We start from the raw sequence: 14,645 nt of genomic DNA, 5'->3' as shown, positions 1-14,645 counted from the left end.
AAGCGTCAGAAAAGAAGAGTTTTTCAACAAAATCGGCTGCAAACCCGCTATTCGCCGCAATAGCAAACAGTCAGAAGTTCTTTGTCAAGCGACCGTCCGCCAAGCTTCTAGCCGCTGAACCAGTCAAAGACGCTAAAGCCCAAGATCCCGTTCATTGACGTCAGGATGCTGGTGATCAGGATCACTCCGCAGATCAGCAGGGCCAGCCACATTGCGAATTGCAGCACCACAGCTGCGCTGCCTGCGCCAATGGCAAGCATTGGCAGGCTCCGGTTTTCGTGGCGGAACAAGCCGACAGCACCGCAAATTGCTGCGATCCCGGCCAAAACGGGGACCAGTAGCATCGCGATGTCGCGCCCGCTCCTGCCTGCCTCAATCATAGGGGGGACCGTAGGCATGTCGTTCAACGCAGCACGGGCCGAATTGCGTATCTCGGCGGCAAATTCGCCGATCACGGTTGCAGTGGATTTCGCGGGCGCATCGAAGACGCCGTTCAGCACCGCCATCGCCAAAGCAATCGCGGCGACGCCAACGAAAAAGCCGGTCAGACCCCAGATGGGGCGCGTCGGAAGGGTAGTTTCGGGCATAGGATCACCTGATTGCCTAGGGTTGCCCGCAGTCTTGCGCAGGAATCGGGTGAAAATAAGGAACGGACGCGTGCGACATTCGTCAGACTGAGACAGCACGTCGCGGGACTCAGCTTGTACAGATATGCAATTCTTCCCATAATCCGAAGATAAATAGATTCTCGGTAGAATTATGCAGGATTTTGCATCTTCTTTCACCCACGCAATGGGTCTCATCCTTCAAGGCGACGCCGAGCTCTGGGCGATCGTTGCCTTGTCGCTGCAAGTCTCTCTGACAGCCGTGATCATCGCCGCCTGCATCGCCATGCCTCTCGGCGCCGCCCTCGCCGTGACCCGGTTTCGCGGGCGAAACGTGGTGGTGGTTCTGCTCAACGCGCTGATGGGTCTGCCGCCGGTCGTGGTCGGTTTGATGGTCTATCTGATGCTCTCCAACGCAGGCCCTCTCGGGGTGCTGCAATTGCTCTATACGCCCACCGCGATGATCGTCGCTCAGGTGATTCTTGTGACCCCCATCATCGCTGCGATTACCCGCCAGACCATCGAAGGTCTGGACGCTGAATATGCCGAGCAGCTCCGCTCCCTCGGGGTGAGCGCCAGTGCCAAGATCCCGACCCTTCTTTTTGATGCCCGTTATGCCCTGATGACCGCCTTCCTGGCCGGGTTCGGCCGCGCCATCGCCGAGGTCGGCGCGGTCATTATCGTGGGCGGCAACATCAACCATGTGACCCGGACCATGACCACCACCATCGCGTTGGAGACCTCTAAGGGGAACCTCGCGCTGGCGCTGGCTTTGGGCACGATCCTGATCCTTCTGGCCATCGCGGTGAACGCCGCTGTCAGCACCGTCGGCTTGCGCGCGCGGAGCATTGCTTATGCGTGATCTGCTGGAAGAAAAGCCGGTCGCCAAGACCTCCCTCGCGGCCCATGGGCTGCGGTTCGAGATCGACGGGCAGACCAAGGTCGACATCCCGCTTCTGCGTCTGGACGGCGAAGGGCCGACGATGATCCTTGGCCCCAATGGCGCGGGCAAGAGCCTGACCTTGCGCTTGCTCCACGGGTTGCTGACGCCCCATGCGGGCCAGATCAGTACGCCCGCCACGCGGCAGGCGATGGTTTTTCAAAAGCCGGTGCTGCTGCGCCGCTCGGTTCTGGCAAATATGGATTATGCCCTGCGTGCGGCAGGCGTTTCGCGCGCGAAACGGCGGAAGCTGGCGTTGGACTTCCTGCATGAGGCGGGGTTGGCGGGCAAAGCCAAACAAGCCGCGCGGACCCTGTCGGGCGGCGAGCAACAGCGCTTGGCCCTGATCCGCGCGCTTGCCACGGATCCAGAGATCCTCTTTCTGGACGAGCCGACCTCGAGCCTTGATCCGTCGGCCACCCAAGCCATCGAAGCGATGGTCCTGCGCGCCGCAAGCCACGGAACCCGCATCGTGATGGTCACCCATGATCTGGGCCAGGCCAAGCGTCTGGGCCGGGATATCGTCTTTCTGCATCACGGGCGCGTGGCTTGCCACCAGCCTACCGATACGTTCTTCGCCACCCCCGACAGCGCCGTGGCTGCCGGGTATCTGCGCGGCGATCTGCCGATTTAGCCTTATAGGAGCCCCCCATGTTCACACGTCTGATTCTTGGCATTGCCCTGTCGCTTGCGCTGCCCGTTGCGGGTTTCGCTGCGGAACGCTTCATCACGGTGCAGTCCACGACCTCGACCCAGAATTCGGGGCTGCTGGACGCGATCCTGCCGCAGTTTCTGGATGAGACCGGCATCGAAGTGCGCGTGGTTGCGGTCGGCACGGGGCAGGCGATCCGCAATGCGATGAACGGCGACGGAGACGTCCTGCTTGTGCACTCCAAACCATCGGAAGAGGCGTTCGTGGCCGACGGGTTTGGCGTGCAGCGCTTTGACGTCATGTATAATGACTTCGTGATTGTCGGCCCGGCGGAGGACCCTGCAGGGATTGCCGGATCGTCGGACGTGGTCGCAGCACTCGGCAAGATCGCGGAGGCCGAAGCCCCCTTTGCCTCACGCGGGGATGACAGCGGGACCCATAAGGCGGAACTGCGCTTGTGGGACGCGGCGGGGATCGACGTGAGCGCGGCCTCTGGCACGTGGTATCGCGAGACTGGATCGGGCATGGGCGCAACGCTGAACACGGGCACCGGAATGGGGGCTTATGTGATGACGGACCGCGCCACATGGATCGCGTTTGGCAACAAAGGCGCGCATGACGTGGTGGTCGAAGGCGACCAGCGGATGTTCAACCAATATGGCGTCATTCTGGTGAACCCGGAGCGGCATGAAAACGTCAAAGCCGAGGACGGTCAGGCGTTTGTGGATTGGCTGATCGGCGCCCAGGGACAGGCGGCAATTGCCGCGTATCAGGTCGATGGGCAGCAGCTGTTTTTCCCGAACGCACCGGGCAGCTGAGCGGGACGGTTTCGCGTGCGAAACCCTGTTTTTAAAGGCCCTGCTTTGATATCATTACCTTTTATTTTCAGCAACTTAACATAATACAGGTTAACGCTGAAGCGCCCTGTTTTTCAACGATTTCTTAAGGTTTTCGTGGGATGCGTTAGCTTGCGTCCCCGTTGAAATGCACGCGCCCAAGGTCGGAAAGATCATAGCCGCCAAGTTCGGCTGCGCGGGCGGCAAGATCGGCGGACCGCAGGAACTGAAGGACCGCCTGAAATGGCGGATCGAACCATGCCGCGCGCCAGACCAGAAGGTCATAGCGTTCGGTCAGCAAAGGGATGAAATCAAGACGCATCTGGGCGGCGCTGGCCGCGATCCCGAAGCCCACATCGGCTTTGCCTTCGGCGATGGCGGCAGCCACATCGCCTTCGGTGCGCATGGGTTGGGTCGGCCCTGCAAGGGCCGCTGCATCGATGCCGACCTCGCGGGCTAGGTCGGCAAACATGCGGTGGCTGGCGGCGCTTTCCTGACGGCGCGCAAAGCGGAGCGATGCAGGGCGTGCAGATGCGGTGGTGTCTGTGGATGCGGTCGGCCCTGCGGATATGGGGGCGAGATCGGCAATGCCGGTGATGCCATGTGGATTGCCGGCAGCGACGATCAGGCCACGCTGGCGCTTGGCGAACTCCACCAGCACGACGGGGATGTTGGCGAGTTGAGTGGCGACGGTTGCGGCGTTCCATCCGTCTGTTTCGCGGATATGCAGGCCGCAGCCCATGGCCTGGCGGCTGGCCACGCGGGTTAGCCCATCGTGACTGCCATCATAAAACGCGGCCAGGCCAGAGCCGCTTTCGCGCAAGGCCCAATCAAGCAGCGGGTCATGGCTGCCTGCGAAAATGCCGGGCAATGGCGTCGGCACGGTTTCAGGGCCAGAGCGGTTGCCGTCGATCCAGGCCATCACCTCGGCCCGGGGAAAGAGCAGCTTGCCCACGACGCGGGTGCACGGCACCTCTCCTCCAGAGGCGAGGTCATAGACCTTGCGTTCGCTCAGCCGCAGCAATGCGGCCAGCTCTTTCGTGGTCAAATAGTCGGGGGCGGCGTCGTTCATAGGGGCGAGCCTAGGCCGAAGGGTGCTTTGCATTCAACTGGGATTGCTTGAGTTTGGCCCCTCAATCATCATATGAGTGCGCAGCAACCTTGGATGCCTTCACGCATGGCCGACCCCTCCACCGATATGACATCGCTTCAGATTGCCCGGCGCCTGCTGGGCGAGGCGCTGCCGCGTCACTGGAAGCTGTATCTGGGATCATTGATTTGCATGTTCGGTGTCGCCGGGTTCACCGCGGCGCTGGCCTATTCGACCAAGCTGATCGTGAACGAGGTTTTCGTGGCGGGCAGCGCGACAGCGGCCTATCAGGTGGCCGCGCTGCTGGCGGTGGTGAGCATCGGCAAAAGCGGCTTTGAATACGCCAATGTGGTGATCGGCACGAAGTTCACGCGGTCGGTCGCGGCGTTCTACCAGAAGGCCACGTTCAAAGCGATGGTCGCGAAATCGGTGCCGTATTTTGCGGGCAAACACGCGGCCAAACACATGGCCGAGGTGATGCTGTTCGGGCGCGCGGCAGGCTTGATCGTGACGACAGTGCTCAACAAGCTGTCCACGGATGTGCTGACCCTGATCGGGCTGGTCGCGGTGATGATCTACACCGATCCGTTGATGTCGATCTCTCTCGCGGTGCTGTTTCCGCTGATTTTCGGGCTGGTCGCGCTTTTGACGCGCCGGATCAAGGCGGTCGCGGCAGAGGAAACCGAGCTGCAGGGCAAGATCCAATCGGTCGGCGCGGAGGCGTTCGAGGGGATCAAGACGGTCAAGAGCTATGGGTTGGAGGAGAAATCCAAGTCGAAATTCGCAGCCGCGGTGAACGCGCTGGAAGATCGGATGCTGGGGATCGCGAAGACGACATCCCTCACAATCCCGTTGATGGAGTTTCTGGGCGGCCTCGCGATCGGTTTGTTCATCCTCTATGCGTCCTGGCAGACCGGCCAGGGCACCCGCACGGCGGGGGATTTCACGGCGTTCATCACGGCGTTTTTGCTGGCCTACCAACCGGCGGAGCGGGTCTCGCAGAACTGGGTGATGATCCAGAAATCGCTGGTGCAGGTGGGGCAGATGTATGGGCTTTTCGCCTCGTCGGATGGGGACGCGCGAACCGGGACGGCGACGCTGGAGGGGCGGTCGAGCGCGTTGAAGTTTGACGGCGTGTCGTTCCGCTACAATGCGGAAGCCGCCGCGCTGCATGATCTGAGTTTTGAGACCAAGCCGGGGGAGCGGATCGCGGTTGTGGGCCGCTCGGGCGCGGGAAAAACCACGCTGATTGATCTGGTGCAGCGGTTTTACGCGCCGACCAAGGGCGTGATTTCGATCGGGGGGCAGGATTTGGCCGAGGTGACCCCGGATGCGATGCGGGACGCGATTGCGCTGATCTCGCAGGATGTGTTCCTGTTTGACGGCACGATCCGCAACAACATCCGCGACGGCAATCCCGATGCGACGGATTACGAGATCGCGGCGGCGGCAGATCGCGCGATGGTCAGCGCCTTCGCCGATGACATGCCGGACGGTCTGGACAGCGAGATCGGGCCGAACGGGGCCTCCTTGTCGGGTGGGCAAAAGCAGCGCGTGGGCATCGCGCGGGCGATGGTCAAACACGCCAAGATCTACATCTACGACGAAGCAACCAGCGCGCTGGACGGGGCAAACGAGCATAAGATTATGCAGGCCACGGTGGACAGCGCGACTCAGAGCACCATCCTTTTCGTCACGCACCGGCCTTCAACGCTGCAATGGGTCGACCGGGTTTTGTTGCTGGATCATGGTAAACTGGTGGCGTTCGACACCCATGAGGTGCTGATGGAAACCAACGCGATCTATCGGGCGTTGTTCAATCTGGAGGCCAAGGAGGACGCCGACACGTGAGCCAGACGCAAGAAGATATGCGAGCCGATATCTCGAACCGTCGGTTGTGGTGGAAGGCGTTGGTGGGGGTGTTCAACGCAATTGACCAGAAGAACCTCGCGCTGATTTCGGCGGGCATTGCGTTTTATGGCATCTTGGCGGTCTTTCCCGGATTGGCAGCGATCATTGCGATTTGGGGTCTGGTGTCGGACCCATCGATTGTGGATGCGCAGTTGGAGTTGATGCGCGGAATCATCCCGGCGGATGCGTTTCGATTGTTGGGCAATCAGGTGGACCGGCTGGTGCGCACGTCCTCCTCTACGCTGGGCTGGGCGGGCGCGATATCTATCCTCTTTGCGCTGTGGTCGGCGCGCTCCGGGGTCAGCGCGCTGATCCGGGGGCTGAACACGATCCACGGGTCGTCCAACCGGGGCGGGGTGATGCATTATCTGACCGCCCTGTTCCTGACGGCTTGTCTGGTGGGCGTGGCGCTGGTCGCGCTGACGACAATCGTGATTGTGCCGATCATTCTGGCATTCCTGCCGCTGGGCGCGTTTGCAGAGGTCGTCGTCGAACTGCTGCGCTGGAGCACGGCAATCACGGTGCTGCTGATGGCGCTGAGCCTACTATATCGGTATGGCCCGAACCGCCCGGTCTACAAGATGAGCTGGATCACACCGGGCAGCTTTCTGGTGGTGATTTTCTGGGCTGGTGCGTCGGCGGCCTTTTCCGTCTATCTGTCGAATTTCGGCACCTATAACGAGGTCTACGGCTCTATCGGGGCGGTGATCGCGATGCTGATGTGGCTCTATATCAGCGCGTTTTTGATTCTGCTGGGCGCTGCCCTGAACGTCGAGCTGGCCCGCGGGCGAGACACCCGATAGGGCCTCAAAATTTCCGATAGGCGTCAGAGCGTGTGCCAGTAGAGACGCGCGCCGACAGCTGATGTCGGAAATGACCATATCTGTGTCTCATACAACCGTATGCATTTGTGTATTTTCGCGTCTCATCAACGGCGAGTTGGTGTGCGCTGAGGGAGGCTTGGCATGGCATTGGACGATCGTAAGGGCGTTTGGAAATCGGGGCGGGGCAAGGGCCGCGTCACGCCAAAGGGCCGTCAGTATGACGACGCCGCCTTGGCCGAGGTGCGCGCGCTGTTGGGCGACCGCCCGCGCCGCCGGGATCTGCTGATTGAATTTATGCACCTTATTCAGGACGCGCATCGTTGTCTGTCGGCGGCGCATCTGCGCGCGCTGGCCGAAGAGATGAAGCTGAGCATGGCCGAGGTTTACGAGGTCGCGACATTTTATGCGCATTTCGATGTGGTGAAAGAAGGCGAGGCGGTGCCGCCTGCGCTGACCATCCGCGTGTGCGATTCCCTGTCGTGCGAGTTGGCTGGGGCGCAGCAGTTGAAAGCCGCGCTGGAGGACGGTCTGGATGCGTCCGAGGTCCGCGTTCTGCGCGCGCCGTGCATGGGGCGGTGCGATACCGCGCCGGTACTAGAGCTGGGGCATAACCATATCGACAACGCCACGGTCGAAAATGTGGAGGCCGCGATTGCGGCGGGCGACACCCATGCGCATGTGCCGGATTACGAGGATTTCGACGCCTATGTCGCGGATGGCGGCTATGCGGCGCTGAAGTCGTTGCGCGCAGATGGCGATTGGGAAGACGTGCAGGAAACCGTGCTGTCCTCGGGTCTGCGCGGCCTTGGCGGGGCCGGGTTCCCGTCTGGCAAAAAGTGGGGTTTTGTACGGGGCAATGAAGGCCCGCGTTATCTGGCCGTGAACGGCGACGAAGGCGAGCCGGGCACGTTCAAAGACCGCTATTATCTGGAGCGGACGCCGCATCTCTTCCTTGAGGGGATGCTGATCGCGGCTTGGGCGGTCGAGGCCGGGACGTGCTTTATCTATATGCGCGACGAATATCCGGCGGTGCTGGACATTCTGCGCACCGAGATTGCCGCACTTGAGGCGGCGGGCATCGTTGCTGAGGGCTATATCGACCTGCGGCGCGGGGCTGGGGCGTATATCTGCGGCGAAGAAAGCGCGATGATCGAAAGCATCGAGGGCAAGCGCGGGTTGCCGCGGCATCGCCCTCCGTTCGTGGCTCAGGTCGGCGTTTTTGATCGCCCGACCTTGGTGCATAACGTCGAGACTTTGTATTGGGTCGCCAAGATTTGCCGCGAAGGGCCGGAGGTTTTGAACTCGGTCGAGATGAATGGACGTGTGGGCCTGCGCAGCTATTCGGTGTCAGGTCGCGTGGCAGAGCCGGGCGTATATCTGCTGCCCGCAGGGTCCACGATTTTGGACATTATCGAAGCGGCGGGCGGCATGGCGGATGGCCATGTGTTCAAGGCGTATCAGCCGGGTGGGCCGTCCTCAGGGCTGCTCCCTGCGTCAATTGACGATGTGCCGTTGGACTTTGACACGTTGCAGCCTTTGGGCACGTTTATTGGATCGGCGGCGGTTGTCGTGCTGTCCGATCAGGATGCGGCCCGCGATGCCGCGCTGAACATGCTGCGGTTTTTTGAGGATGAAAGCTGCGGGCAATGCACGCCGTGTCGCGTGGGCTGCGAGAAGGCCGTCAAGCTGATGCAAGAGCCGGTTTGGGATCAGGATTTGCTGGGCGATCTGTGTACCGCGATGACCGACGCCAGCATTTGCGGGCTGGGGCAGGCGGCGCCCAACCCGATCAAGCTGGTGATGCAGCATTTCAAGGAGGAAATCTGATGTCGTATTCCCTCCGCGTCCCGGGCCTGACCCGGGACCTTTCCGCCACCCAAGAGGTCCCGGATCTGGTCCGGGACGTGAGGGAGCCAAAGCCATGACCGTGACCTTTACCCTCGACGGTGAAACCGTCACTGCAGCCCCCGGAGAGACCATTTGGGAGGTCGCCAACGGGCGCGGTCTGGTGATCCCGCATCTGTGCCACAAGCCTGCGCCGGGCTATCGCCCCGATGGCAATTGCCGCGCTTGTATGGTCGAGGTTGAGGGTGAGCGGACGCTGGTTGCGTCCTGCATTCGCGAGCCTATGGACGGCATGGTTGTAACGACGGATTCTGCGCGCGCGAAGACCGCGCGCAAGATGGTTGTCGAAATGCTGGTCGCCGATCAGCCAGAGCGTGACGTGGCGCATGATAAATCCGCGCATCTGTGGGATATGGCCGAGGCCGTGGGGGTTGAAGGCAGCCGCTTTCCGAAGCTGGAGAAAGAGCGCATTCCGCTGCTGGATGACAGCCATATCGCGATGAGCGTTAACCTTGATGCCTGCATCCAATGCGGGCTGTGCGTGCGGGCGTGTCGCGAGGTGCAGGTCAATGATGTGATCGGCATGGCGGGGCGTGGCCATGACAGCTATCCGACCTTCGATTTTGCCGACCCGATGGGCGACAGCACCTGTGTGGCTTGCGGTGAATGCGTGCAGGCGTGTCCGACAGGGGCGCTGATGCCGTCGTCTGTGGTGGATGAGGCGCAGGTCGGCGATAGCAAGGATTTCGAGGAAGAGGTGCAATCGGTTTGCCCGTTCTGTGGGGTGGGCTGTCAGGTGTCGCTCAAGATCAAGGACGGGGCCGTTAAGTATGTTGAGGGGATCAACGGGCCTGCGAATGAGGGGCGTTTGTGCGTGAAGGGGCGGTTCGGGTTTGACTACATTCACCATCCGCACCGGCTGACGACACCGCTGATCCGGCGTGAAGATGCGCCGGAAAAGGGGCTGAACGTGGATCCTGCAAACCCGTTTACGCATTTCCGCGAGGCGACGTGGGAGGAGGCGTTGGAGGTTGCCGCGAAGGGGCTGGTGGACCTGCGCAGCTATTATGGTGGCGCGTCGGTGGCCGGGTTTGGCAGCGCGAAATGCACGAATGAAGAGGCGTATTTGTTCCAGAAGCTGATCCGGCAGGGCTTCAAGCACAACAACGTCGATCACTGCACGCGGCTGTGTCACGCGTCCTCGGTTGCGGCGTTGATGGAGAACGTCGGTTCCGGCGCTGTGACGGCGACGTTTAATGAGATTGAGAACGCGGATGTGGCGATTGTGATTGGGGCGAACCCGACCGAGAACCATCCGGTTGCGGCGACGTTCTTCAAGCAGTTCGCCAAGCGCGGTGGTGAGTTGATTATCATGGATCCGCGCGGGCAGGGGTTGAAGCGGCATGCGTCGCATATGCTCCAGTTCCGGCCGGGGACGGACGTGGCTTTGCTGAACGCGATCATGAATGTGATCGTGGAAGAGAAGCTTTATGACCGGCAATATATTGAGGGCTTCACCGAAGGATTCTTTGAATTCCGTGAGCATATTCGGGCGTTTACGCCCGAGCGGATGTCGGAGCTGTGTGGCATCACGCCCGAGATGATCCGCGATGTGGCGCGCACTTATGCGGGGGCCACGAATGCGATGATCTTTTGGGGGATGGGCGTTTCGCAGCACATCCACGGCACGGATAATGCGCGGTGTCTGATCGCGCTGGCGCTGCTCTGTGGGCAGATCGGGCGGCCCGGGACGGGGCTGCATCCGCTGCGGGGGCAGAATAACGTGCAGGGCGCGTCGGATGCGGGGCTTATTCCGCAGGTTTTGCCGGATTATCAGTCGGTAGCGGATGAGGAAGTGCGCGAATTGTTCCGGCATATCTGGAAGGGCACCGAGATTGATGCCAAACCCGGTTTGACCGTGGTCGAGATTATCGACGCGATTTATCGGGGCGAGATCAGCGGCATGTATATCATGGGCGAGAACCCCGCGATGTCGGACCCGGATGTGGAGCATGCCCGCAAGGCGCTGGCGCGGCTGACACATCTGGTGGTGCAGGATATTTTCATGACCGAAACGGCGATGTTTGCGGATGTGATCCTGCCGTCGTCGGCGTTTCCTGAGAAGTCAGGCACGGTCACCAATACCAACCGTCAGGTGCAGGTGGCGCGCAAGGCGGTCGATGCACCCGGCGAGGCGCGTGAGGATTGGGAAATCATCGTCGAGATGGCGCGGGGCGTGGGTCTGGATTGGGATTATGACGATCCGCGCGAGGTCTTTGACGAGATGAAGATGTCAATGCGCTCGCTGCATCACATCACGTGGAAGCGGCTCGAGAAGGAAAGCGCGGTGACCTATCCGTCGCTGTCCAACACCGATCCGGGGCAGGCCGTGGTCTTTGGCGACGGGTTCCCGCGCCGTGCGGGACGGGCGATGTTCACGCCTGCGCGGGTGACGCCGCCGGCTGAGGTGCCGGACGAGAACTTCCCGATGATCCTGACCACAGGGCGACAGTTGGAGCATTGGCATACCGGTACGATGACCCGCCGCGCGCCCGTGCTGGACGCGGTGGAGCCTGAGGCGAACTGTTCGCTGCATCCGAAAACCCTGCGCAAACTGGGTGTTGAGCCGGGCGGGCATTTGAAGCTGACGACCCGTCGCGGCAGCCTTGTTGTGATGGCCCGCGCGGACCGCGCGGTGGCCGAAGACATGGTGTTCCTGCCCTTCGCCTATGTCGAGGCTGCGGCCAACATATTAACCAATTCTGCCGTCGATCCTTTCGGCAAAATCCCTGAATTCAAGTTCTCGGCCGTCCGTGTCGAGCCTGCCGAGTTGCAATCTGTCGCCGCTGAGTGACCTCTAAGAAAGACCACGCCTATGGCTTACAAGACCGACATCGAAATCGCCCGCGAAGCGAACAAGAAACCGATCCAAGAGATCGGTGCCAAGCTGGGGATCGGCAGCGATGATCTGCTGCCTTATGGCCACGACAAGGCCAAGGTGAGTCAGTCGTTCATTAACTCTGTTCAGAGCAACAAGAACGGCAAGCTGGTGCTGGTCACCGCGATCAACCCGACCCCTGCGGGCGAGGGCAAGACCACGACGACCGTGGGTCTGGGCGATGGTCTGAACCGCATCGGCAAGAAGGCGGCTGTCTGCATCCGCGAAGCCTCGCTCGGGCCGAATTTCGGGATGAAAGGCGGGGCCGCTGGTGGTGGTTACGCGCAGATCGTGCCGATGGAGGATATGAACCTTCACTTCACGGGCGATTTCCATGCGATTACGTCCGCGCATTCGCTTTTGTCCGCGATGATCGACAACCACATCTATTGGGGCAACGGGGCCGAGATTGATATTCGCCGCGTTCAGTGGAAGCGCGTTGTGGACATGAATGACCGCGCGCTGCGCCAGATCACGGCGTCTTTGGGCGGGGTGGCCAATGGCTTTCCGCGGGAGGCCGGGTTTGACATCACGGTGGCCTCGGAAGTGATGGCAATCCTGTGTTTGGCCAAGGATCTCAAGGACTTGGAGCAGCGTCTGGGTGATATGATCGTGGCCTACCGTCGCGACCGCAGCCCCGTGTTTTGCCGCGATATCAAGGCGGAAGGCGCGATGACGGTTCTGCTGAAAGATGCGATGCAGCCGAACCTTGTGCAGACGCTGGAGAACAATCCCGCGTTTGTGCATGGCGGTCCGTTCGCGAATATCGCGCATGGCTGTAACTCGGTCATCGCGACGACGACGGCTTTGAAAATTGCCGATTACGTTGTGACGGAAGCCGGTTTCGGGGCCGATCTGGGCGCTGAGAAATTCATGAACATCAAATGCCGGAAGGCGGGCCTGGCACCCGATTGTGTGGTGCTGGTCGCCACCGTGCGCGCGATGAAGATGAACGGTGGTGTCGCGAAGGCCGACCTTGGTGAAGAGAATGTCGAGGCCGTGAAAGCGGGCTGTGCAAACCTTGGGCGGCATATCGGGAACCTCAAAGGGTTCGGCGTGCCGGTTGTCGTGGCCATTAACCACTTTGTCAACGACACAGAGGCGGAAGTGGCGGCGGTGCAGGAGTATGTCGCCTCGCAAGGCTCGGAAGCGATTTTAAGCCGCCATTGGGAGCTGGGCTCGGAAGGCTCCGAAGCCTTGGCGACGCGGGTGGCCGAGATTGCCGAGAGCGGGGCGAGTGAGTTTGCGCCGATCTATGGCGATGACATGCCGTTGATCGGGAAGATCGAGACGATTGCCAAGCAGATTTACCATGCGGATGGCGTGATCGCGGATCAGAAGATCCTGGGTCAGTTGAAGCTGTGGGAAGAGCAGGGTTATGGCAACCTGCCGATCTGCATGGCGAAAACGCAATACTCCTTCTCGACCGATCCGAATGAGCGCGGCGCGCCGACCGGGTTTTCCGTGCCGATCCGTGAAGTACGGCTAAGCGCGGGGGCCGGTTTCGTGGTTGTTGTCTGCGGCGAGATCATGACGATGCCGGGTCTGCCGCGCGTGCCGTCGGCAGAGAATATTCGCCTGAACGACGAAGGCCAGATCGAAGGTTTGTTCTAGGGAGCGCCGCGCCGGGGCATCGAGCCCCGGCCCGCCGCCATGCCCTCCGGGCGGGAGGTATTTGCGGACAAAAGAAGGGATGAGGTGTCGCGTTGAAGGTGGGGATCGGGTGGCTTAGGTCAGAGGCGACTGTCATTGGAGTTATGACTTATGAAACCGCCATCTGAGTGTTTGGACATGGTTGATATTCGCGCCGGAATTGATGCGCTGGACCGGGAGTTGGTGGCGCTTTTGGCACGGCGGGCTGCGTTCATAGATCGCGCGGCTCAGATCAAGGAAGCGGCGGGTTTGCCGGCGAATATTCCGGCGCGTGTTGAGGACGTTGTGGCCAAGGTGCGGGTGGCCGCTGGAGAGGCCGGGTTTGATGTGGATCTGGCAGAGCGCCTGTGGCGCGAGATGATTGACTGGTCCATTGCGCGCGAGGAGCGGCATATGGGCGATAGGAAAGACGGGTAAGATGACAGCGACAGTGATCGACGGCAAAGCGTTTGCGGCAAGCGTGCGGGGCAAGGTGGCCGCGCATGTGTCCCGGATCAAAGAGGAAAACGGGATCACGCCGGGTCTGGCCGTGGTGCTGGTGGGGGAGGACCCTGCGTCTCAGGTCTATGTGCGCTCGAAGGGGAAGATGACTGTCGAGGTGGGTATGCACTCGGTCGAGCATAAGCTGGACGTGGACACGTCTGAGGCGGATCTGCTGGCGTTGATCGCGGAGTTGAATGGCGATCCGAGCATTCATGGGATTTTGGTGCAATTGCCGTTGCCGGGGCATCTGGACGAGGATCTGGTGATTAACTCGATTGATCCGGCCAAAGATGTGGACGGGTTTCATATCAGTAATGTGGGCCTGCTTGGGACCGGGCAGAAAAGCATGGTGCCGTGCACGCCGCTGGGCTGTCTGATGATGCTGCGGGATCATCATGGGTCGCTCAGCGGGATGGATGCAGTGGTGATCGGGCGCAGTAATATCGTTGGCAAGCCGATGGCGCAGTTGTTGCTGGGTGACAGCTGCACGGTGACGATTGCGCATTCGCGGACCAAGGATTTGCCGGATGTGGTGCGGCGCGCGGATATTGTGGTGGCGGCTGTCGGGCGGCCTCAGATGGTGCCGGGCGACTGGATCAAGCCTGGGGCGACTGTGATTGACGTGGGCATCAACCGGATTGAAAAGCCCGAGGGCGGTACGCGGTTGGTGGGCGATGTCGATTACGACAGTTGCGCGGCTGTGGCGGGGGCGATTACGCCGGTGCCGGGCGGTGTGGGGCCGATGACGATTGCGTGTCTGCTGGCCAATACGTTGACGGCGTGCTGCCGGGCGAATGGGTTGGTGGAGCCGGAGGGGCTGACGGCTTAGGAGGCACCTGCAAGTCTGACGTTCTGAATCTGGCAGGGA

General features: G+C 61.2%; 12 protein-coding genes. 10 read left to right on the top strand and 2 right to left on the bottom strand.

The window, feature by feature from the left end:
* Positions 1 to 107 precede the first annotated feature (107 nt).
* Positions 108 to 587, bottom strand: a complete 480-nt coding sequence (locus tag KUW67_RS11365; protein WP_224825424.1) for a hypothetical protein — start codon at positions 585 to 587, stop codon at positions 108 to 110.
* A gap of 172 nt (positions 588 to 759) precedes the next feature.
* Between KUW67_RS11365 and KUW67_RS11360 the strand changes: the two genes are divergently transcribed.
* From KUW67_RS11360 to KUW67_RS11350, 3 genes are read left to right on the top strand one after another with little or no spacing between them, the layout of a single operon-like run.
* The gene (locus KUW67_RS11360; RefSeq protein ID WP_224825423.1) at positions 760 to 1,467 is read left to right on the top strand and encodes an ABC transporter permease; all 708 of its coding nucleotides are present in this window, start codon (positions 760 to 762) and stop codon (positions 1,465 to 1,467) included.
* Positions 1,460 to 2,179: an ATP-binding cassette domain-containing protein gene (locus KUW67_RS11355; RefSeq protein ID WP_224825422.1), complete on the top strand. Its 720-nt coding sequence runs from the start codon at positions 1,460 to 1,462 to the stop codon at positions 2,177 to 2,179. The genes KUW67_RS11360 and KUW67_RS11355 overlap by 8 nt, the downstream gene beginning before the upstream one ends.
* A gap of 17 nt (positions 2,180 to 2,196) precedes the next feature.
* Positions 2,197 to 3,015: a substrate-binding domain-containing protein gene (locus KUW67_RS11350; RefSeq protein ID WP_224825421.1), complete on the top strand. Its 819-nt coding sequence runs from the start codon at positions 2,197 to 2,199 to the stop codon at positions 3,013 to 3,015.
* 145 nt (positions 3,016 to 3,160) lie between these two features.
* On the opposite strand, the gene KUW67_RS11345 is transcribed toward KUW67_RS11350, so the two are convergent.
* Positions 3,161 to 4,105, bottom strand: coding sequence for a helix-turn-helix transcriptional regulator (locus tag KUW67_RS11345; RefSeq protein WP_224825420.1), 945 nt, complete (start codon positions 4,103 to 4,105; stop codon positions 3,161 to 3,163).
* Between the two features lie 105 nt (positions 4,106 to 4,210).
* Between KUW67_RS11345 and KUW67_RS11340 the strand changes: the two genes are divergently transcribed.
* From KUW67_RS11340 to folD, 7 genes are all read left to right on the top strand, one after another.
* Positions 4,211 to 5,974, top strand: coding sequence for an ABC transporter ATP-binding protein (locus tag KUW67_RS11340; RefSeq protein WP_224825419.1), 1,764 nt, complete (start codon positions 4,211 to 4,213; stop codon positions 5,972 to 5,974).
* On the top strand, positions 5,971 to 6,837 hold the full coding sequence (locus tag KUW67_RS11335; RefSeq protein ID WP_224825418.1) for a YihY/virulence factor BrkB family protein: 867 nt from the start codon (positions 5,971 to 5,973) through the stop codon (positions 6,835 to 6,837). Before KUW67_RS11340 ends, KUW67_RS11335 begins: the two co-directional genes overlap by 4 nt.
* A 162-nt stretch (positions 6,838 to 6,999) precedes the next feature.
* Positions 7,000 to 8,685: an NAD(P)H-dependent oxidoreductase subunit E gene (locus KUW67_RS11330; protein ID WP_224825417.1), complete on the top strand. Its 1,686-nt coding sequence runs from the start codon at positions 7,000 to 7,002 to the stop codon at positions 8,683 to 8,685.
* Between the two features lie 94 nt (positions 8,686 to 8,779).
* Positions 8,780 to 11,557 carry a formate dehydrogenase subunit alpha gene (gene fdhF, locus KUW67_RS11325; RefSeq protein ID WP_224825416.1) on the top strand — a complete coding sequence of 926 codons (2,778 nt, stop codon included), beginning with the start codon at positions 8,780 to 8,782 and terminating at the stop codon, positions 11,555 to 11,557.
* Positions 11,558 to 11,578: 21 nt separating this feature from the next.
* Positions 11,579 to 13,255, top strand: a complete 1,677-nt coding sequence (locus tag KUW67_RS11320; protein WP_224825415.1) for a formate--tetrahydrofolate ligase — start codon at positions 11,579 to 11,581, stop codon at positions 13,253 to 13,255.
* A gap of 150 nt (positions 13,256 to 13,405) precedes the next feature.
* Complete coding sequence (locus KUW67_RS11315; protein ID WP_224825414.1) at positions 13,406 to 13,711, top strand: chorismate mutase; 306 nt, start codon at positions 13,406 to 13,408, stop codon at positions 13,709 to 13,711.
* A gap of 1 nt (position 13,712) precedes the next feature.
* Entirely contained in the window at positions 13,713 to 14,606 is an 894-nt protein-coding gene (gene folD / locus KUW67_RS11310; protein WP_224825413.1) for a bifunctional methylenetetrahydrofolate dehydrogenase/methenyltetrahydrofolate cyclohydrolase FolD, read from the top strand.
* Positions 14,607 to 14,645 lie beyond the last annotated feature (39 nt).

It is taken from the genome of Cognatishimia sp. MH4019, from assembly GCF_020177595.1.
Lineage (GTDB): Bacteria > Pseudomonadota > Alphaproteobacteria > Rhodobacterales > Rhodobacteraceae > JAHTBL01.
The sequence above is the reverse complement of the archived record's forward strand: the minus strand, read 5'-3'. Positions and strand labels throughout refer to the sequence as shown.

Bases quoted from the DNA above. Each gene is read 5' to 3' on its own strand.
- KUW67_RS11350 (WP_224825421.1), top strand. From the start codon at position 2,197: ATGTTCACACGTCTGATTCTTGGCATTGCCCTGTCGCTTGCGCTGCCC.
- KUW67_RS11315 (WP_224825414.1), top strand. From the start codon at position 13,406: ATGAAACCGCCATCTGAGTGTTTGGACATGGTTGATATTCGCGCCGGA.
- KUW67_RS11355 (WP_224825422.1), top strand. From the start codon at position 1,460: ATGCGTGATCTGCTGGAAGAAAAGCCGGTCGCCAAGACCTCCCTCGCG.
- KUW67_RS11330 (WP_224825417.1), top strand. From the start codon at position 7,000: ATGGCATTGGACGATCGTAAGGGCGTTTGGAAATCGGGGCGGGGCAAG.
- KUW67_RS11360 (WP_224825423.1), top strand. From the start codon at position 760: ATGCAGGATTTTGCATCTTCTTTCACCCACGCAATGGGTCTCATCCTT.
- KUW67_RS11340 (WP_224825419.1), top strand. From the start codon at position 4,211: ATGGCCGACCCCTCCACCGATATGACATCGCTTCAGATTGCCCGGCGC.
- KUW67_RS11345 (WP_224825420.1), bottom strand. From the start codon at position 4,105: ATGAACGACGCCGCCCCCGACTATTTGACCACGAAAGAGCTGGCCGCA.
- fdhF (WP_224825416.1), top strand. From the start codon at position 8,780: ATGACCGTGACCTTTACCCTCGACGGTGAAACCGTCACTGCAGCCCCC.
- KUW67_RS11320 (WP_224825415.1), top strand. From the start codon at position 11,579: ATGGCTTACAAGACCGACATCGAAATCGCCCGCGAAGCGAACAAGAAA.
- folD (WP_224825413.1), top strand. From the start codon at position 13,713: ATGACAGCGACAGTGATCGACGGCAAAGCGTTTGCGGCAAGCGTGCGG.
- KUW67_RS11365 (WP_224825424.1), bottom strand. From the start codon at position 587: ATGCCCGAAACTACCCTTCCGACGCGCCCCATCTGGGGTCTGACCGGC.